Annotated in this window: 18 protein-coding genes and 1 pseudogene; 9 read left to right on the top strand and 10 right to left on the bottom strand. The window is 47.5% G+C overall.

Annotated elements, in window-relative coordinates:
* Positions 1 to 414: 414 nt before the first annotated feature.
* Complete coding sequence (locus IQ217_RS19210; protein WP_255512810.1) at positions 415 to 546, bottom strand: hypothetical protein; 132 nt, start codon at positions 544 to 546, stop codon at positions 415 to 417.
* A gap of 572 nt (positions 547 to 1,118) precedes the next feature.
* Here IQ217_RS19210 and IQ217_RS08140 point away from each other — a divergent pair.
* The 3 genes from IQ217_RS08140 to IQ217_RS08130 are packed head-to-tail and all read left to right on the top strand — an operon-like array spanning position 1,119 to position 3,950.
* Positions 1,119 to 2,480 (top strand): UDP-glucose dehydrogenase family protein, encoded by a 1,362-nt coding sequence (locus IQ217_RS08140; RefSeq protein ID WP_194019558.1) that lies wholly within the window; start codon positions 1,119 to 1,121, stop codon positions 2,478 to 2,480.
* 10 nt (positions 2,481 to 2,490) lie between these two features.
* The gene (locus tag IQ217_RS08135; protein WP_194019557.1) at positions 2,491 to 2,685 is read left to right on the top strand and encodes a hypothetical protein; all 195 of its coding nucleotides are present in this window, start codon (positions 2,491 to 2,493) and stop codon (positions 2,683 to 2,685) included.
* A gap of 32 nt (positions 2,686 to 2,717) precedes the next feature.
* Entirely contained in the window at positions 2,718 to 3,950 is a 1,233-nt protein-coding gene (locus IQ217_RS08130) for an FAD-dependent hydroxylase (RefSeq protein ID WP_194019556.1), read from the top strand.
* A 14-nt stretch (positions 3,951 to 3,964) separates the two neighbouring features.
* Here IQ217_RS08130 and crcB read toward each other — a convergent pair whose 3' ends face one another.
* Entirely contained in the window at positions 3,965 to 4,387 is a 423-nt protein-coding gene (crcB, locus tag IQ217_RS08125) for a fluoride efflux transporter CrcB (protein WP_194019555.1), read from the bottom strand.
* A complete protein-coding gene (locus IQ217_RS08120; RefSeq protein WP_194019554.1) occupies positions 4,384 to 4,662 on the bottom strand; it encodes a lipopolysaccharide assembly protein LapA domain-containing protein in 279 nt (92 codons plus the stop codon). Before IQ217_RS08120 ends, crcB begins: the two co-directional genes overlap by 4 nt.
* 309 nt (positions 4,663 to 4,971) lie before the next feature.
* On the opposite strand from IQ217_RS08120, the gene IQ217_RS08115 reads away from it, so the two are divergent.
* From IQ217_RS08115 to IQ217_RS08100, 4 genes are all read left to right on the top strand, one after another.
* Positions 4,972 to 5,169, top strand: a complete 198-nt coding sequence (locus IQ217_RS08115) for a hypothetical protein (RefSeq protein ID WP_190598219.1) — start codon at positions 4,972 to 4,974, stop codon at positions 5,167 to 5,169.
* A gap of 315 nt (positions 5,170 to 5,484) precedes the next feature.
* A complete protein-coding gene (gene hmpF, locus IQ217_RS08110) occupies positions 5,485 to 7,092 on the top strand; it encodes a pilus motility taxis protein HmpF (protein ID WP_194019553.1) in 1,608 nt (535 codons plus the stop codon).
* A 159-nt stretch (positions 7,093 to 7,251) separates the two neighbouring features.
* Positions 7,252 to 8,400, top strand: a complete 1,149-nt coding sequence (locus tag IQ217_RS08105) for a CO2 hydration protein (protein WP_194019552.1) — start codon at positions 7,252 to 7,254, stop codon at positions 8,398 to 8,400.
* Positions 8,401 to 8,419: 19 nt separating this feature from the next.
* Positions 8,420 to 9,652 (top strand): SUMF1/EgtB/PvdO family nonheme iron enzyme, encoded by a 1,233-nt coding sequence (locus IQ217_RS08100; RefSeq protein WP_194019551.1) that lies wholly within the window; start codon positions 8,420 to 8,422, stop codon positions 9,650 to 9,652.
* A gap of 69 nt (positions 9,653 to 9,721) precedes the next feature.
* Here the strand turns inward: IQ217_RS08100 and IQ217_RS08095 are convergent, their stop codons facing one another.
* Entirely contained in the window at positions 9,722 to 11,020 is a 1,299-nt protein-coding gene (locus IQ217_RS08095) for an FAD-binding oxidoreductase (protein ID WP_194019550.1), read from the bottom strand.
* Positions 11,021 to 11,254: 234 nt separating this feature from the next.
* Here IQ217_RS08095 and IQ217_RS08090 point away from each other — a divergent pair.
* Positions 11,255 to 13,777 (top strand): annotated as a pseudogene (locus IQ217_RS08090) (two-component system response regulator).
* 87 nt (positions 13,778 to 13,864) lie between these two features.
* Positions 13,865 to 15,313, top strand: a complete 1,449-nt coding sequence (locus IQ217_RS08085; RefSeq protein ID WP_194019549.1) for a slr1306 family protein — start codon at positions 13,865 to 13,867, stop codon at positions 15,311 to 15,313.
* On the opposite strand, the gene IQ217_RS08080 is transcribed toward IQ217_RS08085, so the two are convergent.
* The 6 genes from IQ217_RS08080 to hemF all read right to left on the bottom strand — a co-directional run bounded on the left by IQ217_RS08080 (position 15,310) and on the right by hemF (position 20,550).
* Complete coding sequence (locus IQ217_RS08080; protein WP_194019548.1) at positions 15,310 to 15,870, bottom strand: DUF4276 family protein; 561 nt, start codon at positions 15,868 to 15,870, stop codon at positions 15,310 to 15,312. The two genes, IQ217_RS08085 and IQ217_RS08080, sit on opposite strands and share 4 nt — an antisense overlap.
* Positions 15,870 to 17,051, bottom strand: a complete 1,182-nt coding sequence (locus IQ217_RS08075) for an AAA family ATPase (RefSeq protein WP_194019547.1) — start codon at positions 17,049 to 17,051, stop codon at positions 15,870 to 15,872. Before IQ217_RS08075 ends, IQ217_RS08080 begins: the two co-directional genes overlap by 1 nt.
* 286 nt (positions 17,052 to 17,337) lie before the next feature.
* Positions 17,338 to 17,832 (bottom strand): cupin domain-containing protein, encoded by a 495-nt coding sequence (locus tag IQ217_RS08070; RefSeq protein WP_194019546.1) that lies wholly within the window; start codon positions 17,830 to 17,832, stop codon positions 17,338 to 17,340.
* Between the two features lie 51 nt (positions 17,833 to 17,883).
* The gene (lgt, locus tag IQ217_RS08065; RefSeq protein WP_194019563.1) at positions 17,884 to 18,735 is read right to left on the bottom strand and encodes a prolipoprotein diacylglyceryl transferase; all 852 of its coding nucleotides are present in this window, start codon (positions 18,733 to 18,735) and stop codon (positions 17,884 to 17,886) included.
* A 27-nt stretch (positions 18,736 to 18,762) separates the two neighbouring features.
* A complete protein-coding gene (locus tag IQ217_RS08060) occupies positions 18,763 to 19,413 on the bottom strand; it encodes a Uma2 family endonuclease (RefSeq protein WP_194019545.1) in 651 nt (216 codons plus the stop codon).
* Positions 19,414 to 19,527: 114 nt separating this feature from the next.
* Complete coding sequence (gene hemF / locus IQ217_RS08055; RefSeq protein WP_194019544.1) at positions 19,528 to 20,550, bottom strand: oxygen-dependent coproporphyrinogen oxidase; 1,023 nt, start codon at positions 20,548 to 20,550, stop codon at positions 19,528 to 19,530.
* Between the last annotated feature and the right edge of the window lie 185 nt (positions 20,551 to 20,735).

The raw sequence follows: 20,735 nt of genomic DNA, 5'->3' as shown, positions 1-20,735 counted from the left end.
TTCTCCCATCAAGACCCTGAACCGGCTATGGCTTCCCTTCGTCAGCATCACCGCCGCCTTTATGCCCTTGAGTTTACTCTCCAGGTCTATTCCTACGAGTCCTCTTAAACTTTTGTCAGTCAATCAGGATTCATGGAGTGTCTTCAAAACCTAAAATTTCCTTGCCACTGCTCCAGAGAGTGTTTTAAAAGTCTCCCTGTACCCTGCCAAGTTTGGTAGGAAACTAGAGAAAAATCCCCTGGCATTGCTGGAGTTTTAGGGGATAAACTCTAACCCAGCAAACAGACTCTGGGCAAGTTCGTCGCCAGAGAAGAATTGTGTCGTCATTCAAAGGCAGACCCCCAACGATCTAACGTCAGGGGCCAAGGATAGCCTGAGCTAATTATTGGGGATATTTGTTAGCCAAAAAATGGATTATTCCTCGGCATTTTTAACCAAAATTTCGCCTTCAAAAGGTTGAACACCAACGGTGGGATATTCGTCGTCGGAAGGGCCAAAAACCCTGGCGAATGCTTCGGTAAAATACTGCACAAGATCTTGTAACATCTGATTTAATTTCATCATAACCTCCGTCCCTATCAGGGAAACTCAACAGTTGTCTTGTGGGCAAGTTTGAGAAAATGGGGAGGTTCTGGCTCTCTGGACTAACGAACCAGGACTAGGTTATCGATTAGCTTATTTTCCTGCCCCCTGGCTTTCCTCTTGCCTTAATTATCCAATGAAAAACAGTTTAAATGAGGATTTCTTAATATATTTTCAAATTAGGGTGAGGTTTTAAACCATAATCACCGACGATTTTTTATTACTCAATCCATCTTTTACAAGCGGCGCATACCGACTTAGATGGTTATCACAGTTACTTCGTAGTTTTCCTGCAAAGATAATTTTATTTGATCTAAGCCTTAATTTTTGTCTTAATTAACTGGCTTGTTAGATCATGTATTCACTGCCGAGTTGATTGAGAAATGTTGAGAATAACCAGACTAAAGCCCTGCAAAGTCCATTGACAGGGGGGGAGGTATCCCCTACGCTTAGGCTTATTTTCCGGCCTCCGGTCCACCGGGTCAGCTTGAGCAATTGATCAATAATTCATTTAATTCATTCAATAGAACTAATCAATGCGTGTTTGTGTTATCGGAACGGGATATGTGGGTTTAGTCACCGGGGTTTGCCTGGCCCACATTGGCCATCAAGTAATCTGTGTTGATAACAACGAGGAAAAGGTCAAGCTCATGCGCGCGGGGCAGTCCCCCATTTATGAGCCTGGGCTATCGGAATTGATGGTGGCTAATATGGACAGCGACCGATTGCTATTCACCACCGATTTGGGCAAAGGGGTGCGGGAAAGTGAAATTCTTTTTATCGCCGTGGGAACCCCAGCCCTGGAGGATGGCTCCAGTGATACCCGTTATGTGGAAGCGGTGGCCCGCAGTATTGGTGAGCATTTGGATGAAAAGTATCGGGTAATTGTCAATAAATCAACGGTGCCCATTGGTTCCGGGGATTGGGTGCGGATGATTGTCACCGAAGGCAATGAGGCCCATCAACAACAAACGGGTCAGGCGATCGCCGTCAACTTTGACGTGGTGAGCAATCCGGAATTTTTGCGGGAGGGGTCTGCGGTTTACGATACCTTTAACCCAGACAGGATTGTATTGGGGGGCAATAATCCCCAGGCGTTGGCCTTGATGCGGGAACTTTACACGCCCCTGATTGAAAGGCGGGTGGGGGAAAATCCCGATCTGCCGCCGGTGCCGGTGGTGATGACTGACCTCAGTTCCGCTGAAATGATTAAGTATGCGGCCAATGCTTTTTTAGCTACCAAAATTAGTTTCATCAATGAAGTGGCTAATATCTGTGACCGGGTGGGGGCGGATGTGAGCCAAGTGGCCCAGGGCATTGGCTTAGATTCCCGCATCGGCAGTAAATTTCTCAACGCAGGCATTGGTTGGGGGGGGTCCTGTTTTCCGAAGGATGTGTCTGCTTTGATCCACACCGCCAAGGACTATGGCTACACCACCTCCATTTTGAATGCTGTGGTGGAGGTAAACCAAGTACAACGGCTGATTGTGGTGGAAAAATTACAGCAGGAGTTGAAAATCCTCAAAGGCAAGGTGATTGGCCTGTTGGGATTGACCTTTAAGCCCGATACAGATGACATGCGGGATGCTCCGGCTCTGAACATTATTCAGCAACTGAATCGCTTGGGGGCCAAAGTAAAAGCCTACGACCCGATTGTTTCCCAGTCCGGGGTAAGCCATGGGCTGTCGGGGGTGCAAATTGAGTCGACCCCAGCTATGTTGGCAGACCAGTGTGACGCCCTAATTTTGGTGACGGAATGGCAGGAGTTTTTAAAGCTGGATTTTCCGGCCCTGGCCAGCCGTATGCACCAAGCGGTGATCATTGATGGTCGTAATTTCCTCGATAAAGCCAAGTTGCAACAGTCCGGTTTCCGTTACCTGGGGGTCGGTCGTAGTTAGTTGTAGTTAGTTGTTATTTATATCGGCTAAAGCGTTGATGGAAGGTGGCGATCGCCAGCTCAATCCCGGTAACAATATTGTTCAACTTTCTGTCAACACCCCGTCCCCCGGACAGGGAAGGGAAACAACGTTACAATTAGATACAATTATCGTTGTCAACCATGGCGGTAAATGCCTTGCCCTGGAAGTGTTTCACTGCCATTGACGACGAGACCAAATTGTCCCAGTGCTTTCTCTATGACTTCCGTAGCCGCTTCCATAACTGAGAACCAATTTGATGTGGCGATCGCCGGGGGAGGCGTTGTAGGGCTGGTATTAGCGGCGGGTTTGCGCCATACGGGACTGAAAATTGCCATTATCGAAGCGTTACCCAAGGAGCAGGCCCTTACTAAGCCCCAAGCCTATGCCATTTCCCTGCTGTCGGGCAAAATTTTAGCGGGGCTGGGGGTCTGGGAGAATATTAAGGACTCCATCGGCCATTTCGACCGCATCCAAATTTCCGATAACGACTATCAAGGCACTGTCCCTTTTACTAAGGAAGATGTCAATGAATTGGCCCTGGGGCATGTGGCGGAACATCCAGTCATTCTGCAGGCGTTGGAAAATTGTGTAGAGCAATGTCCCCGCATTACCTGGTTTCGTCCTGCTGAGCTGATCGGTTTTACGGAGGGAGAAAAGCACAAACAGGTCACCCTCCAACAGGAAGACAAGGAAATCACCCTACAAACCAAATTGTTGGTAGCGGCGGACGGGGCACGTTCCCGCATTCGTTCCCTGGCCGGCATTAAAACGAAGGGTTGGAAATATTGGCAATCCTGTGTGGCTTTCACCATTCAGCACCAAGCCCCCGACAATACCACCGCCTTTGAGCGTTTTTGTGACACTGGCCCCATGGGAATTTTGCCCCTACCCGGCGATCGGGCCCAGGTTGTCTGGACTATGCCCCACCATAAAGCCCATAGCCTAATTAACCTACCGGAAGCAGATTTTATTGGGGAATTGCGTCAACGCATTGGCGATCGCCTAGGGGAATTTCGTTTGGTCAATGCCCGTCGTTTATTTCCAGTGCAACTAATGCAGAGCGATTGCTATGTGCAACCCCGTTTAGCGCTGATAGGAGATGCGGCCCACTGTTGCCATCCCGTCGGAGGTCAGGGTTTAAATTTAGGTATTCGGGATGGGGCGGCGTTGGCCCAGGTCATTGCCACTGCCCATAATCAAGGGGAGGATTGGGGTTCTCTAGCCGTGCTCAAACGCTATGAACATTGGCGCAAACCGGAAAATTGGCTGATCCTCGGTTTTACCGACTTGCTGGATCGTTTCTTTTCTAGTCATTGGCCACCGGCGATCGCCTTGAGGAGGTTGGGCTTAGAAGTGTTGCGCCTAGTGCCCCCGGCGAAAAAGCTAGCCCTGCGTTTGATGACTGGTTTGCTGGGTCGCAGACCCCAACTAGCCACAGGACAACGTTGAACAAGTCAGTAATCCTAGATGCTAAGGCGATGGGCAATTAAACTGCCCAGCAATACACCGATCGCCCCGATCACCAGACTTCCTAAACCGTAGAGTATGCCCTCGGCCAACTGTCCCGTGCGCCAGAGGGACGTTACCTCCAAGGCATAAGTAGAAAAGGTTGTGTAAGAGCCCAAAAATCCCACTGCTAAAAGTAACCTTAAATCCGGGGACAGTAAAGCAGGCTGGGTCGCCAAGGTGACCACTAACCCAATACCCACACAACCGGAAAAATTAATTAAAAAAGTGGCATAGGGTAAATCATTGCCAAAAATTCTAGCCAGAAAAATAGTGGCATAGTAGCGGGCCAAAGCCCCTGGTATGGCGCCTAAAATAATTGCCAATGGCGATCGTAAAGAAGCTGGCATGGCCCCCAACCATTGCAATAAGGGATTCATACAAGATCGTCAAAATCGAATTCCCGGTCTAATTGTTGTTGGGAAGGTATACCCCGCCGCCGACTACCACCGGACAACGGGACCAACAAACTGCCCACCACTAATCCCCCGGCCACGGCAAACACCAACAGCAAACCCACCGGCATCTCAATGGATTGCAATGTTAAAAAGCTCAGGGCCACCGGGGTGACATTTTGGATGGTCAATAACGCCAGGGATATTAACCCCAAAGCTAAAACCATGGCGATCGCCAATTGACTTATGCGACGTAGCATCCAGATCCAATTCCCCTGCCTAGGCGGTTGCACTTCCCAAGGATAGCTCAAAAAACAGCTTGCTCCGTCACCACAACTGCCATAGCTTGCCTAACCCCAACCCAAGCACCGGGGCAATTAACTCCATTAATCAGTGGTTAACAGTAGCAAAAAGAATCGTCAGTGATTTTGCCCTATTCCACTTTTTTCCATGTTCATCCCCCTAAAGATGGGACTGACATGTCTTGGGGGGGACGCCTATGGTGGTAGTAGAGCAGTCAAGCTCTAATTTGGTCTCGGTGTGTTAGGACGTGTCAAGGAGAGAAGCTGATGAAATTACAGCATCCCAAACCCCACAAATCTGTCCGTCGGGCGATGCGCTCTTGGGCCGGTCCCTTGGCGATCGCCCTAGTGATGATCATCGGCCTGGAAACGGCGGCAACGGCGGCTTTTTCTAGTCTCGAGGAACATACCGTTGTTTATAACGGCAAATGCCCCGGTGACAGGGACGATGACTGTAGGGACTAGGCAAAAAAAGTCCGTTGGCTAAGGACACTGGTTGATTTATGAACCGGTAATTACTCCCCGCTAGCGGACCATCCGCTTGGTCTTTTACCACTTATCACGAACGGCAGGCGAGGGAAAATCTCCTTCACCTCCTTTTTTTTGACAATTTTTGCCTGGCTGGAGGCAGAATAGAAGCAGTGCGGTCAGATTTTCGCCCAATTACTGCGGGGGTAGGCTAAAAAAATTTCTGTGGCCCTGCCCACTGGCGAGCTTAAGATTAGAATAAAGCGAGAACTTTCCCGACAAAATCGTCTCCACTGCTCAGGACAACGACTTGTGCTCTATCTGGCTGAAATTAAGAAACAAACCAAAAACTTTTTAGGCGGTTACAAAACCGAGTTCAAGCTTCTGGCCTGTCAGCACAGCGACCAGACCTGGAGTGCCCTGCCTAATGAAGAAAACTTCCAAACCGACGACATGGGAGAAGCCAGGGAGGGAACCCTTTGGATTCTAAACCTGAGTAATAGTCGTGCCCTGCAAGGAACTCCAGAAGTGGCGGCGCCGGAGTTAGTGCGGCAACTGCAAAAACTCTCCCGCCTCTCGGAAAAACTCAAAGAACAACAAAGCGAAATTGAACGTTGGCGAGAATCCCTCACCTTTCAGTTCCAGGAACTGAGCCAGCGGGAAATGGAAATTGAAGCCAAGGAATCGGAAGTTGAAGACCGGGCCAATCAACTTGCCCAGGTAGAACAGCAAAAATATGAGGTGGAGCAGGCCCGGCAAAAATTGGAAGGGCAAAGGGAGCAACTAGCCGAACTCCAACAACAGTTTGGCAGTTTGCTCGAAAATAGCGCCGAAAATCGGGAAGTGTTACAGGGGATACTCCAGCGCTTGGGGGCTTACCCCGAGGCCATCCCTGCCCTATTCAAGGCCGCTGCCAATGCCCAGCAAAGCGCCGAGCAACAGCAACAAGTCTTCAATGACCATTGGCAGGTGGTTACTAACGCTGAACAAGAATTAGGTAGGAACCAGGCATTAATCCAGCAAAAACAGGAATTATTGGCCATCCATGGGCAAGAATTAGATGCCATTGCTCAAGAGTTGACCAAAGCTAAAGTGCAACTGACGGTGGAACAGCAGGGGGTGGTGAATGGGCAAAAGCTCTTGACCCAGTTGAAAGCTGAAATTGCGGCCGCTGAAAGCTTACAAACCAATCTCTATCGGCTGGCCACCGGCGCGATGAGTGTTAATAAAGATCATCAAATTGATGTGCAACACCTGGAGCAATTGCCCCTGGGGGAACTGGAGGAAACAGTTAAAGCATTGCAAACAGATATGCAAAAACTGGCCCGCTTTGTTAATGACCAAGAAGAAGAGTTGACCCTACAGTGCGAAGAAGTGGATGCCATCCAGGCCCGCCTAGACGCCGCCGATGAGTACAGTCGCCTAACCATTGAGGAGGAGTTGAACGAAGAACAGGAAAGGAAGCGCATGCTGGACGAAACCCTCATTGGCCAGCGCCGCAACCTCAAGGAACGGCAGGAAGTGTTGTTGCAACACTTAAAAATTCTCCGTCGCCGTCAGGGCATTGTGGAAATTGACGACAGTATTCCCAACATTGATTTGGATCCAGTTATCCAACAATTGGAGGAGCGCAAGCATAAACTCCAGGGGGAAAAAACCAAGCTGGAACAGGATTTGCAGTCCACTAAGCAGGGTTTAGGGGAAATTGAAACGATGATTGCCAACCTCGACCAGCAGTACCAGGGGAAAAAGAATAATTTTGAACACGATCGCCAGGAAGTGGAGGATCTACAAAAGCAGACGGCGGCACTGGAAGCCCAAGCCCGTTTGTTGAGGGCGGCTCTGCAACCCCTGCAGGACCAGTTGGATGTGATGAAGCCCCAGTTGCAGGAAATCCAAACCCTCTTATTTGGCGGTTAGTTGTCGATTTCCATGAATTTGGGGAGGTTGGCGATGTTTTCTGGGAGGGGACGGGATTAGGCGTGAAGAAATTTCCTCCTCCCCTCACATTCTGGCCTGGATTGCTGGGATAATGGGCGCTATTATGAGCTTCTGCATCGAAACCATAGTCCTGAAGTTATGACCCAAACTACCCTCGCTCCGTCCCGTCATCCCCTCAGAGAATATATTCAAAACCTAGAGGCAGGACAAGCCCTGTTGACGGATTCGCCGGAGAACACGCTGGAAGTGGTGGGCATTCTCAAAAGCTATGGCGTTATTCTCGATGCCTATTCCATCAATCTGCAACACATTGCCCATACCCAGTATCTGAAGTTATTTCCCTTTTTTAAATATTTCAACGGCAATATCAACGGCGATCGCCTACTGAAACATTGGTGGCACAATCGCATTAACTACGAGTATGCAGAATATTGCATGAAAGCGATGATGTGGCATGGGGGGGGGAAATTGGACGAATACCTAGATAGTGCGGAGTTCAAAGCCAACGTTAAAAAATTAATTAAAGCGAAAATCAAAGGTAATCCCTTTGTGCAACTGCTTAATCAAATTTTTCCTGAATTTTTGCCTGAACAAATGCGGATGATGGCCTACTATTCCGCCCTGGGTCAATTCTGGCGGGTAATGGCGGATATCTTTTTGAATTTATCTGACCGCTATGACCGGGGAGAAATTAAAACCATTCCCGCTGTGGTGCAACATATCCAAGACGGTTTAGTGGCCGATGCTGCCCGTCCCATTGTTTACCGGGTGGAGTTGGGGGGAACTAGCTATGATGTTTTGCCCCCCAGTGCCAATTTAGCTTTTTTGATGGAAACCGCCGTGCCCTATGTGGAGGCAGTGTTTTTCCGGGGTACTCCCTTCCCTGGCACCATTTCCTATAACGCCCAGGCAGGACAAATCCCCCCCGACCAAAGCCTATTTACCTATGGAGCCCTCTATGCCGATCCCCTCCCCGTTGGTGGAGCCGGCATCCCCCCCACCTTGCTCATGCAGGATATGCGCCACTTTTTGCCGGACTATCTCCAGCAGGTTTATCAGGCATCCCTAAGGCAGGAAGGGGATTTACTGGTGCAAATTTGTGAAACTTTTCAAAAATCCATGTTTTGTGTTACCACCGCCGCCATCCGCGGTTTGGCCCCCCACCCCCTGGAGACCGATAATCCCCAGGAACAGGAGGCTAACCGAGCTTACCTAGAAAGTTGGATGGATCGTTTCCTCACTTCCCGGGTAGAAATTATTAACCAACCATCAACCATGGCCGATTAGTCGGCTTTCCCTCAGCACTGTGGTTGAAAACATTGAAACTATTGGGCAAGCAATGGAGCGGTGTCGTCAAGAAACCCTCCGCCTGTTGCATCGCATTCCCCCGGCCTTAGGCGATCGCCAATGGCACCCAGATTTTAGCCCCATTGATTGGCACTTTGGTCACATCGCTTTTACCGAAGCCCTGTGGCTATTGCCGGAGCCAGAACGGGAACGGTTCCATGGCCCAGCCTACCAAAAGCTATTCCGAGCCGATGGTTTGCCCAAGGCCCAGCGTTGCGCCCTGCCCGACCGGGAAGCCATTAAGCAATATTTAGGAGACGTGAGAGGGGCTGTGGAACGGGTATGGCAATCTGCCCCGTCTCCTTGGGATCAGAGCAAGACAAGGTTATGGTGGTGGCTCCTACAGCACGAAGTCCAACATAGCGAAACCATCAGTTTTCTCAGCCATTTAGCCGGCATTGACCTAGGGCTTGATCAACCTCATTACTCCACTGACTCCCAAAAATCTCCTTTGGAAGCGGCCATGGTGGCCATTCCCGCCGGAGCCTTTTGCCAAGGTAGCGAACAAATCTGGGCCCAAGACAACGAACGCCCTGCCCATGGGGTCGAAGTGGAACAATTCTGGCTAGATAAATACCCTGTTACCCAAGCCCAATATCAACAATTCATCGATAGCGGTGGTTATCAACAAAGCAAATACTGGACAGAGGCCGGTTGGCAATGGCGATCAACGGCCAACATTACAGCACCGCTTTATTGGCAACCCGAAAGTAAAACCCAGGATCATCCCGTCTACGGAGTGAGTGCCTATGAAGCAGAGGCCTATGCCCACTTTATTGGTAAACGCTTACCTACAGAGCAGGAATGGGAAAGGGCGGCCCGTTGGTCTGGGGAGCATCACTCCAGCACCTATCCCTGGGGAGAAGCCTTGCCCAGCCTGGAGCTATGTAACTTTAATAATCACCATGGGCAAACTACCCCTGTCAATTATTATGACCAGGGTCGCGATCAAGGCGGCTGTTATGATCTGTTGGGCAACGTCTGGGAATGGACTGCTTCTACTTTTGAACCCTACAAAAATTTTCAACCCTATCCCTATCGGGGTTACTCCCAGGTCTATTTTGATGGAAAACATCGGGTGATGCGGGGCGGAAGTTGGGCTACCCGCAGTTGGGGCTTGAGGGCTAGCTTCCGCAATTGGTACCATTCCTGGACTAGGCAAGTTTTAGTCGGTTTTCGTTGTGCCAGTTAAGGTCTGAGCTATCCTTTCTGCGGGAATGAAGTATGAAGTAAACTTCTATCGGACTGCAATTTTCAATGGCTAAAAACCGCCTACAAAGCGGCCAGGACTAAAAAGATGGGGGGGGTCAAACTGATTTTTTAGGCGGCCCATCATAGCTAAACCATGGCCACTCTGGCCCCAAACGTCACAGTGTTTTTTGTATGCGGGAGGTGCTTCTAGTAGCGTTAGGTAACCGCCATAATTTTGACAAATTTGCCTGTGCTGGCGTAATTCTTCCCGGTCAAGCTGGCCAAAACGGACCCAACCAATGCCATTGCCCAACTGTACGTGTCCTAATCCCGGCAACTGTTGCAGAAACTCCACCGCTTTAGCGGGCAAGAGGCCAAACTTACAGAGTATAGAGCCCATAATGTTTTGCCCTGCCATGGCATTTTCCCACCGTTGCCAGAGTTCAATTTCCTCCTGATGTGCAAAGGATTCGCTTTCTAGGGTGAGGGCTTGGGCAAGCTTTTCCACCTCACCGACCTGGGCTTGCACCACCGGCTCGAGGTTTTGGAAACGGATGAGTAAACCCAATTCTTTCCCAAGGTTTAATTCTCCCACTAGACCCTGGGAACAGATCAGAGCCGCGGTGGGGGCCAGTCCCGATCGCCGGAGGGCTTGACTGAGTTCGGTCAGCCGGGCCCCATTACCAGTCAAAAAAACGGTTTGGGAATGGGAAGGTAGGGGATAAAGACGAAACGTGATTTGGGAAATAAAACCCAACGTGCCGTAGGAACCAATGAAAAGTTTCATCAGGTCATAACCAGCCACATTTTTAACCACCCTGCCGCCGGCCTTAGCGAGTTGTCCATCCCACCGGACAAAGGAGAAACCCAGCACCAAATCCCGCACTCCACCGTAACGCTGTTGCCAAGGCCCGGCACAACCTGTGGCCATAATGCCGCCCACCGTTGCTTGGTCATGGTAGAGGGGATTGAGGGGCAAAAATTGCTGATGGGGTTGCAATATAGCCTGCAAATCCTTGAGTTTTACCCCCGCTTCCACCGTCACGGTCAAATCTGCCACCGCATGGTCAACAATGCTATTCAAACGACCACTGCTCAACAGTAACTGCACCGGCTTAGCCAAACCGCCCCAAGCCAGTTTACTTTGGTTGCCACAGGGAATAATTGGCCAATTGTTTTGATGGCACTCACCCAATAGGGATTGCAACTCTTGCTGACTTTCTGGAGCCACCCAATGACTAGGGGCATGTTCCGGCTCGGCCAAAGCCTGGGCGATCGCCATTTGTTGCTGGGGAGGTAAATCTTTGACGGAACAGCTAGAGCTGTGGGGGAAATGCTGGGGCAAAAAAGGCAGAGAAGCAACGGCCATGGAACTTAATAAAGGAAAATGGTAACCCCAACACGGTTAATTAGAGTTAGCTACAGCGCCAATCCTAGCGCAGTTCAACTATCGATTCAATGGAAAATTTAGGGCTACATATTCTCGGAGAATAGCATAGAGCTTCACTGTAGTTGCTAGAATTTGTTTAGGGTTAGGGGACACTCCACTGGCATTATCCCCAGATTGAACAGAATTAATTTTTAGCCTATCCCCGAGACGTCAATGTCCTCCCCCCAAACTACCACTGTTTTTGCCATTGACGATAGCCCCTTGAACCTTAAAGTTCTCCGCCGTTTTATCGAGAGCTTGGGTTGGCGGGTATTCACCGCAGAAGAGGGCGCAACGGCCATCCAGAAAATTTTTCAGGTGCAGCCTGACATCATTATTCTCGATATTATGATGCCCGGAATGGATGGCTTTGAGGTTTGTCGTCGCCTCAAAGAAACCCCCACCACTGCCAAAATTCCAGTTATTTTTCTCTCCGCTTTGACTGACCAAGAAAGCATTGTCAAAGGTTTAGAATTGGGGGCAGTGGATTACATTCATAAACCATTTCAGCAAGCAGAAATATTAACTCGTTTACAACTACAGCTGAAGCTATACCAAGCAAATCAAGCTCTGACAGAAAAGAATCAGCAGCTAGAAGAACAAATTCAAAAAAATGAACGAACTCAAACCGCATTAATGCAATCAGAAATTAATTTTTCTGTGGCTTTTAATCAAAATCCTGACCCTATTTTTATCTATGGTCGCAGTAGTGGTTGCATCATGGATGTTAATCAGCAGTTTTGTGATTTTTTTGGTTTAGTCAAACAAGAACTGGTGGGAGTGATTCATCAACAATTTAATTTCTGGGTGGATGAACAACAGCGGCAGCGATTTCTACGGGACTTATTGTTGTGGCAGCAGGATAGTGAGGTCAAGTTTAATAACTGGGAGGTAGAAGTTTGTGATTACCAGCAACAAATCCGCACAATGTTGCTGTCTGGGGAACCCATAGAATTCAATCAGGTAAATTGCTTGCTATTTGTGATGCGAGACATTACTGAACGCAGAAAGGCGGAAAAGCAGTTAAAAATTCTTTCCCAAGCCTGTGAACAAAGTCCAGCTTCCATTGTGATTACCGATGTTGAAGGCAATATCACCTATGTAAATCCTAAATTTGAGGAAGTTTCTGGTTATAGCTCAGAAGAAGTGGTGGGATGCAACCCCAGAATTTTAAAATCCGGTGATAAAACCAAAGATGATTATGAACTAATGTGGCGCACTTTGGCTTCCGGTCGCCCTTGGCATGGGGAGTTTCACAACCGCAGAAAAAATGGTGAATTGTATTGGGAAAGGGCTTCCATTTCTCCCATTTGCAATCAGCAGGGCATTATTACCCATTACGTGGCGGTTAAAGAAGATATCACCAAGGAAAAACAACAGGCAGCGGCCCTCTTTCACCAGGCCCACTATGACCATTTAACTGGATTGCCTAACCGTATTTTGGCTAAGGATCGTCTCCAGCAGGCAATCGAATCTGCCCTGCGCCATAAGCATTTGGTCGGCTTAATGTTTCTGGATTTGGACAATTTCAAAAAGGTGAATGATACCCTCGGCCACAATGCAGGGGACCAACTTTTGGTGGAAGTATCAGAAAGACTACAGCGGGCCCTACGCCAAACCGACACAGTGGCTCGCTTGGGGGGAGATGAATTTTTAATTATTGTCGACCAAGTTGCCCATAGCCGCAGATTAACGGCGATCGCCCAACGGTTATTGGGGGTAATGCGGCAACCGGTCAATTTGCAGGGAATGGAATTTTTTGTCCATGGCAGCATTGGCATCACGGTGTTTCCCGACGACGGCTTCCAGGCAGATACGTTACTACGCAATGCCGACACGGCCATGTATGCAGCCAAATTGGCTGGGCGCAATATGTTTCGCTTCTTCACTCCCCACATGAATCAGGCGGCCCAAAAGAGGATTGTTATGGAGTCCGAATTGCGGCAGGGCCTGGCCCGTCAGGAGTTTAAGATTTTTTATCAGCCCATTGTTAACCTCAAGTCGGGGGAAATTGCTGGAGCTGAAGCCTTGATGCGTTGGCAAAATGGACGGCTGGGAGCCGTGCCCCCGGACCAATTCATTCCCATTGCGGAGGAGCTGGGTTTAATTGTGGAGTTGGGGGAATGGTTGTTGGATAATGCCTGTCGCCAGGTGGCCCATTGGCATATACCTCTGGGGGATAAGCTTTTTTGGTTGTCCGTTAATGTTTCACCCCGGCAGTTAAAAGATGGCTATTTTGTCAGTATTTTGCGAGAATTTTTACAACGCTATCAGGTACGTCCGGAGTAGCTAGAGTTGGAAATTACAGAAAATTTAATTCTAGAAGAAAATGGCGATCTATTAAAGAATTTAAGTGATTTAAAAGAGGAAAATATCAGTCTTTCTTTAGATGATTTTGGTACAGGTTATAGCTCTTTAAACTATCTGCGTAAATTCGATTTTAGTTCCCTCAAAATTGATCGTTGCTTCGTCGAACTACTGCCTGACGATCAAAATACCGTCGGTTTGGTAAGGGCTATTATTGCCATGGCTCATCATTTGGAGCTAGAAGTGATTGCGGAAGGCATTGAAACTCCTGCACAATGGGACTTTCTCCGCCTGGAAGGCTGTGACTACGGCCAAGGCTATTTATTTAGTCCACCGATCGCCGTGAAGGAGTGGGAAGGTCTGTGGCAAAAGCAACCGTTCTTCCCCTGATTCCGGTAGGATGGGATTAGCCAAAATCCAGGTTAGTTTGCTGGGTTATTCGGCCTAGTTGGATTAGCTTGAAGGGGAAGGGAAGCCATGGGGCAACCAGGTTTAAAAACGGGGTTTAAGACTGTGTTGAAAAAGCCTCTCGTAGTAGGAGGAATTGGCCTATCAGCCCTACTGGGGCTTTGGTCTGCTACCCACAGTGCCGAACAACCGTGGGATCAATGGGGATTATGGATTTTATCTGGTTTGGGATTGGTCATCTGGCGCTGGCGGCGGCGTTATCAAGTCTCCCCGGAGCAGAGGCCGGCGTTAACTCCAGAGGTTTTGCAAACGGCGATCGCCAATGGGGAAAAGTTGTTGGCCCGTCGTCGGGCCCAGGCACCGGATTTGGCCTTGGAAGATTTAGCCCAGGAACTCCAAGCATTACAACAACCGGCTCCCCAACCCCAGGCATTGAACGGTATTGTCCTGGGGGAAAAACGCAGTGGCAAAACTAGTTTATTGGACCTATTGCCTTCCCAACTCACCCCAGGGGAGGAAGAAAAACCCCTAATTCTCAATTGGCAGGTGGTGGCGGCGGAAACACCCCCGGAAACCATGGCCCAGTCCATGGCGGATGCCCATTGGGTATTGGTGCTAACCACCGGAGATCTGACCAGTGCCCAGTGGCAGGTGTTGGAGTTTTTACAAACCCACCATCACCATTGGCAATTGTTATTTAATAAGCAGGATATTTACCCGATCGGCGATCGGCAAACCCTCTGGGACCAACTGCAGCATCAAGTTAATCAATTGGGTAATCCCAACCCGGTTATCCCCATTAGTGCGGCCCCCCAGGCGATCCAAATTCGTCGTTATTTAGCCGATGGCCAATGGGAGAATGATCAGGAAACGCCTCCCCCCGACCTGGGGAATTTAATCTCCCAACTCCAACAACGGGCCGCAGAGCAGTGGGAATCCCTGGTTCTGGGTCAACAATGGCGTCGATGTCAGGCTATTAACCAAGAAGTGGAGGAACGGTGGCGGGAAAATCGTCGCACCCTAGCCCTGCCCTTGGTAGAGCAGGCCCAATGGTTAGCCGCCGGCACGGCCTTGGTTAATCCGGTGGCCAATCTAGATCTGCTGACGGCGATCGCCATCAATGGTCAACTGGTTTGGGATTTAGGGGAGCTGTACCATCAAAAAATTTCCCTGTCCCAGGCCCAAACTGTAGCAAAGGAGATGGGGGCAATTCTGATCAAACTAGGTATGGTGGAACTATCCACCCAAGCCCTGGGGGCACTGTTAAAAAGTCAACCCCTCACTTACTTGGCCGGTGGTGCCCTACAAGGACTGAGCGCCGCTTACTTGACTCGCATTGCTGGCTTGAGCTTGATCACTTTCCTCGAAAGTCAAAGTCCTGACCTGAGTGAACCCCAATGGGACTGGCAAAAACTGACCGCAGTGGTCAAACAAACCTTTGAGCAAAATCAGCGTCGGGCTGTATTGCAAGGATTTTTCCAGCGGGCCCGCCAACAATTAAGCCCAGCCTCCGTTTAAACCAATTTTTTCATCCCATTTATAAAGACCTGAAAGCTATGGGATTTGTTATTTGTCAGTGATAAATAAGGAGCAATTTTCTTGGAATGAGTTCCAGCATAATATTCACCGACTAACTTTTTGAGCTCATGTTTAGCGGAGTTGAGTTTGTCAGGATCACGAAACTTTTGTTGATTTTGTTTTTGGCTTAATCCACGAGGTCTAAGATTATAGGCTTTTTCAACGGCGGCAAGATCTCCAAGAAACCATGATTCAAGTTCATGGCAAATAATACGAATTAACACATCTTCTTTTCCTGATTTCCGACAAATTTTTAATAATTCTTCTTTGAGGCTTTTACAATTATGGGAATCTTGATCGTGAACAATTACAAACTTTGTACTAGGACTAAATTGAAATGCTTTTATCTTCGTAGGAATTGATCTAGCAAGGTCTTGTTTGCCCTCGTGAGGAATCAGTTTATAGCTAAAATTTTCCGGCAGTATTTTAGGCAAAAGAATTTCCAAAACACTTTTAATAGAAGGTTCTTCCAGAAGAAAAATTAAGTCATAACTCATTAGGGCGCAACTCCTTCAAACCATCCTTGTTTCCAGAGATAACCAGGGAGATCTCCCTCTGCAATCAAGTCTTTAAGAATTTGATGGTCAGTTGCTTTTTCAATTTTAGTAATACCTTCAATTTTTATTAACCAAAAAATACTATCTAAAGGTACTGAATTTAGAAAGTCAGGGGAATGAGTTGAAACAAAAACTTGACCACCGCGATGGGCATAGCTGGCAAATTCTTCAGCAAGTTCTTGCAAAAGAGTTGGATATAATTGATTTTCAGGTTCTTCGACACAGAGTAAAGGGTGAGGTTTAGGATCAAACAATAAAATCAGATAGGCAAACATTTTCATAGTGCCATCAGAAACATAACGATCAATAAAGGGATCTTTAAAAGCTTGGTCTTGGAACTTTAAAATTAATCGACCATCCACTGTTTCTGCCGCTTCTACTTGATCAACACCGGGAACTCTTTCTTTCATTTTTGCTAAAATTTGTTCAAATATTTCCTCGTGTTCGTCATAAATATATTTTGCTACGATCGCCATATTGTCTCCAGTGGGAGAAAGATGCTCGGCGTAAAGTGCATCTTTGCTACCTCTAGCATCGTTAATATGAAAATCTGAAACATGCCAGTTTTCAATTAAGGAACGAAATGCATTAGCAGCTTTAAATCTCTGAAACTGCCCTAATCCTTTAATTGCTAATATGTCCGCAGATTCAAGCCTTTGCTCTTCTCGCTCTAATTCTTCGTCACTTTTAAAGCTTTCTTCATTTCTAATAGCATATCCTTGTCCTTTTTGAAAATCGAGAAAGTGGTAAGGCGAACCATATTCACCTCGTTTATAGCGTAAAATTTCTCGCTTAATAACAACTTTTTTATTTTCCTGCCCAATGATAAGAATATAAGTTACTAAACGTTCTGTTCCAAGTATCTCCATGCGAAATTTTATTTCTATCTCTATATCTTCTTTTTCCTTTCCCCTGGTTATAACTTCGTTAAAGCCCCCTCTGATTTGAAGAGCCTGACGAATGTTATTTTTGAGAGCATCCCTAAGGAAGCCAAAAATATCAAATAGAGTTGATTTTCCCGTTCCATTGGCACCAATAATCACACAAAAACCAGGAATATTATTAATTTCAATATCTTCAAACACACGATAATTTTTGATTTTGATAGAGACAATTTTCATTTTAAGTAATAGATTAATTGGCGATTATAAGCTTTTCTTATTTTTATAGAAGAAAAATAAAAATGTGGTTAGTATGAAAAGTGTTTGTATATAAGTTTTACCCTAAAAATTTAGGTTGTTTGGCGTCAAAGACAATCTTTCAAACAAATTTTAGAAATTTTAGTTGAAAACAGGTATGTTTTTTGCAAATTCTTTTTCCTGCTCCAATATTTTAAATGCTCCATTATCAAATGATTAGATATTAATTAGGAGATCCATATTAGTATTAGGCTCTCAAGTCCTGCCACTATTGCCTAGTTAGCTGGTTAATAATTTCAGCGGATCGGGGATAGATATTTAGCAAATCTTCCCTGTTGGCCAACTCAAAGTCCTGAAAATCAAATCCGGGGGCAACGGTGCAACCTACCAGGGCATAATCTCCCCCCTGTTTGACCCTGGAGGCAAACCAACAATCCCGGGGAACTACGGCTTGGGGTACTTCTCCTTTTTCCAAGTCCAAGCCCAGGTTGATTACTGCCAATTCTCCTTGGGGCGAAAACCAATAAATTTCCAAGCTATCACCGGCATAGAAGTGCCACATTTCATCGGATTTGATTCTGTGGAAAGCGGAAAAATTATCCTTAGTCAATAAAAAATAAATACCTGTGACTACATTCCTATCCCCATCGAAACCATGAAAACTACCCTGCACTGGCGATCGGTAAGTTTCCTTATAAAATCCTCCTTCAGGATGGGGCAGTAGGGCTAATTTTTCTACCCAGTAATTAATTGTTTTTTTCATAAAATTAATCCTAGTTTTTTTGATTAATTTGATTTATCCAGGGGAGATAAATTAGTTTTTTGCCAGCTTCTGCTCCGACCAATCTGGTAAATTTTTTCCCAGGCCATATAGCCAGAAAAGACCGATGGAACCTAGCAAAACTAACGCAAGACTGACTACTTGGGCCACCCTTAATGGACCAAACATTAAACTGTCTAGCCTTAGACCTTCAATCCATACTCGACCAAGGCTATAACCAATTAAATAAGCACAGGCTACCGTACCGGTTTTGATTTTTTCAGGATGTCGCAGACCATAAAAAAATAAAGTTATTAACATGGCAAAAACGCCTAAATTCCAGAGGGATTCGTATAGGAAGGTGGGGTGAAAATAGGCATAGCTAGTTAAATCAGGGGGGCGATTAGCAAAGGGAATATACAACTTCCACGGCAAATTAGTGGGGGCACCAAACGCTTCCGAGTTGAAAAAATTACCCCAGCGCCCGATCGCCTGGCCAAGGATAACTGCCGGGGTGAGCACATCGAGTAGATTCCAAAAGGACAGATGATGGCGGCGACTGAATAATAGTAAAGCTAAACTGCCACCAATGAGGGCACCATGGATGGCAATGCCTCCTTGCCAAATGGCAAAAATATTCAGCCAATCTTGAGCATAGCGGGGCCACTCAAACAAAACATAATACAAACGAGCGGAAGGAATGGCCGCCACCACCAGCCAAATAACTAAATCATTGAATAAATCAGGGTTGATCCCCCTTTTTGGCCCCAACCATTGGCATAGGTTCAGGCCGATAATAACGGCACTGGCAATTAAAAATCCGTACCAGCGCAGGGCAAAGCTCCCCACTTGGAACATCACCGGCCCGGGGGACTGAAATTGTCCTAAAAACATTTGCTCAATCATTAACTTCCTTGCGGCGATCGCCAACCCCTAATTCTTAGCATCAATCTGGGACCTTACCCAAGCCCGGAAAGCCTTGATGGTTTTGTTGCGGCCCTCATCGTCAATGCGTTTTAGATAGGCAGGAATAATTTCCTTGAGGGGAAAGCTAGGAAAAATTCGGCTAAATTGTTGCTCTTGATATTTTCCCTGTTCCAGGCAATGAATTTCCAATTGTCTGTGCTTAAAACGCCATACTTCCGGCACGCCCAACTGGGCATAAATGTCTAAATAGGTGCGGGAGGTGAGATCCACTTCCAGGGCTAAATCCGGTGGCGGATCAATGGCGGCATCCCAACGCTTTAAACCCCGCACTTTCGCTTCATTTTCAATGTAAAAGCAGTTATCCGGCTCTAAACCTAGGCCGAGAAATTTATTTTTAAACGTTGTTGAACCGAGGGGATAAAATTCAATGTCTAGTTCTTCCAATAAAACCTTAATCAGATCGGCGCTTAATGCTTTAGCAATCTCATGTTCGGCAAGGGGAGCCATGACCTCCAACTGCTTGTGACAGTAGGCAATACGAGAACCACGGTGTTCCCCCAGTTCTTCCAACAGGGCCTCAAATTCGTCCCAGTCCACATCCTTTAAAACCAACGTCTGACCGGGAAGCACACTAATGCGGTCTAGGGATAGCAACATGGCACGAGCCTCCTTCCTGAAAGCATGGTTAGTTCCCATTATTACCCCTCCCCATTAGGCCAAGATTAATTCCCGACCTAATGCAGATGTAAACGGTAAAAACTAGTGCAGATTTCAGCTATTAACCCAATCCTGGGGGACCAAGAATTTTTCCGTTAATTCGGCTTCTGGGCTACCGGCTTCCGGGCTATAGCAATATTGCCAACGTACCAAGGGGGGTAAGGACATCAAGATAGATTCCGTGCGGCCATTGGTTTGCAGACCAAAAATAGTGCCCCGATCATAGACCAAGTTGAATTCCACATACCGGCCCCGGCGATATAACTGGAACTGCCGCTGGCGATCGCCGTATTCAGTATGGCGACGTTTTTCCACAATAGGGCTGTAAGCTGGCAAAAATGCTCGACCACAGCGTTGAGCAAAGCTAAACAAATCTTCCCAACCGAGGGGAGCAATGGGGGCCAATTGCTCACTGTATTGGGCTGCTGGGCCACTGGCGTCGGGGCCACGGTAGAGGGGAGCATTGCCATCTTGGTAGTCAAAAAAGATCCCCCCAATGCCCCGCATTTCCTGGCGATGTTTCAGGTAAAAATACTCATCACACCAGCGTTTAAACACCGGATAAAATTCCCCGTGGGTCTGGTCACAGGCATTCTTCAGCGTGCGATGGAAATGGGCCGCATCCTCCGCAAAGGGATAGTAGGGAGTCAAATCTGCTCCACCACCAAACCACCACACCGGGCCTGCTTCAAAGTAGCGGTAATTAAGATGCACCGTGGGAACGTAGGGATTTTTGGGATGTAACACCATGGAAGTTCCCGTAGCGTAGAATTCATGGCCTTCTGCTTCGGGGCGCTGTTTTAAAATCGAAGGGGGTAGGGATTTGCCCCAGACTTCAGAAAAATTAACTCCTCCCTGTTCCAAAAAATCTCCGTCCGTTAAAACCCGGGAACGGCCGCCGCCCCCTTCTTCCCGTTGCCAACTATCTTCCTGAAATTTGCCTTTACCATCTAAGACCTCTAGCCCTTGGCAAATTTCGTCTTGGAGAGACTGCATAAATTGGCTGACCCGTTGCTTTGCGTCGGCCGGTGGCAAGGAATGGGTTGTTTGGGGTTGGGTTGTGGGAGAAACGGTCATGGTGAAAATTGCTGAAGAGCTTGGGTAACTTGTTTACGAATACCTGAAGGTACGTCTGAAAGATCTAGAACCTGACCCTGACATCGAACTAATGAAGCTCCCGGCAACGTTAGGAGACTTTGGGCAAGTCCGATTTTTCCTAGAATTAAGGGGCTAGGGGGATTTCTCAAACAGGTTCTAAACAG

Source organism: Synechocystis salina LEGE 00031, assembly GCF_015207985.1.
GTDB classification, from domain to species: Bacteria; Cyanobacteriota; Cyanobacteriia; order Cyanobacteriales; family Microcystaceae; genus Synechocystis; species Synechocystis salina.
This window is presented reverse-complemented; position numbering and strand designations above follow the sequence as displayed.

What these genes read in the sequence shown, in the direction of transcription:
- hemF (WP_194019544.1), bottom strand. Translation starts at nt 20,550, where the DNA reads ATGACCGTTTCTCCCACAACCCAACCCCAAACAACCCATTCCTTGCCA.
- IQ217_RS08120 (WP_194019554.1), bottom strand. Translation starts at nt 4,662, where the DNA reads ATGCTACGTCGCATAAGTCAATTGGCGATCGCCATGGTTTTAGCTTTG.
- IQ217_RS08075 (WP_194019547.1), bottom strand. Translation starts at nt 17,051, where the DNA reads ATGAAAATTGTCTCTATCAAAATCAAAAATTATCGTGTGTTTGAAGAT.
- IQ217_RS08080 (WP_194019548.1), bottom strand. Translation starts at nt 15,870, where the DNA reads ATGAGTTATGACTTAATTTTTCTTCTGGAAGAACCTTCTATTAAAAGT.
- lgt (WP_194019563.1), bottom strand. Translation starts at nt 18,735, where the DNA reads ATGATTGAGCAAATGTTTTTAGGACAATTTCAGTCCCCCGGGCCGGTG.
- IQ217_RS08070 (WP_194019546.1), bottom strand. Translation starts at nt 17,832, where the DNA reads ATGAAAAAAACAATTAATTACTGGGTAGAAAAATTAGCCCTACTGCCC.
- crcB (WP_194019555.1), bottom strand. Translation starts at nt 4,387, where the DNA reads ATGAATCCCTTATTGCAATGGTTGGGGGCCATGCCAGCTTCTTTACGA.
- IQ217_RS08060 (WP_194019545.1), bottom strand. Translation starts at nt 19,413, where the DNA reads ATGTTGCTATCCCTAGACCGCATTAGTGTGCTTCCCGGTCAGACGTTG.
- IQ217_RS08130 (WP_194019556.1), top strand. Translation starts at nt 2,718, where the DNA reads ATGACTTCCGTAGCCGCTTCCATAACTGAGAACCAATTTGATGTGGCG.
- IQ217_RS19210 (WP_255512810.1), bottom strand. Translation starts at nt 546, where the DNA reads ATGTTACAAGATCTTGTGCAGTATTTTACCGAAGCATTCGCCAGGGTT.
- IQ217_RS08140 (WP_194019558.1), top strand. Translation starts at nt 1,119, where the DNA reads ATGCGTGTTTGTGTTATCGGAACGGGATATGTGGGTTTAGTCACCGGG.
- IQ217_RS08115 (WP_190598219.1), top strand. Translation starts at nt 4,972, where the DNA reads ATGAAATTACAGCATCCCAAACCCCACAAATCTGTCCGTCGGGCGATG.
- IQ217_RS08105 (WP_194019552.1), top strand. Translation starts at nt 7,252, where the DNA reads ATGACCCAAACTACCCTCGCTCCGTCCCGTCATCCCCTCAGAGAATAT.
- IQ217_RS08085 (WP_194019549.1), top strand. Translation starts at nt 13,865, where the DNA reads ATGGGGCAACCAGGTTTAAAAACGGGGTTTAAGACTGTGTTGAAAAAG.
- IQ217_RS08095 (WP_194019550.1), bottom strand. Translation starts at nt 11,020, where the DNA reads ATGGCCGTTGCTTCTCTGCCTTTTTTGCCCCAGCATTTCCCCCACAGC.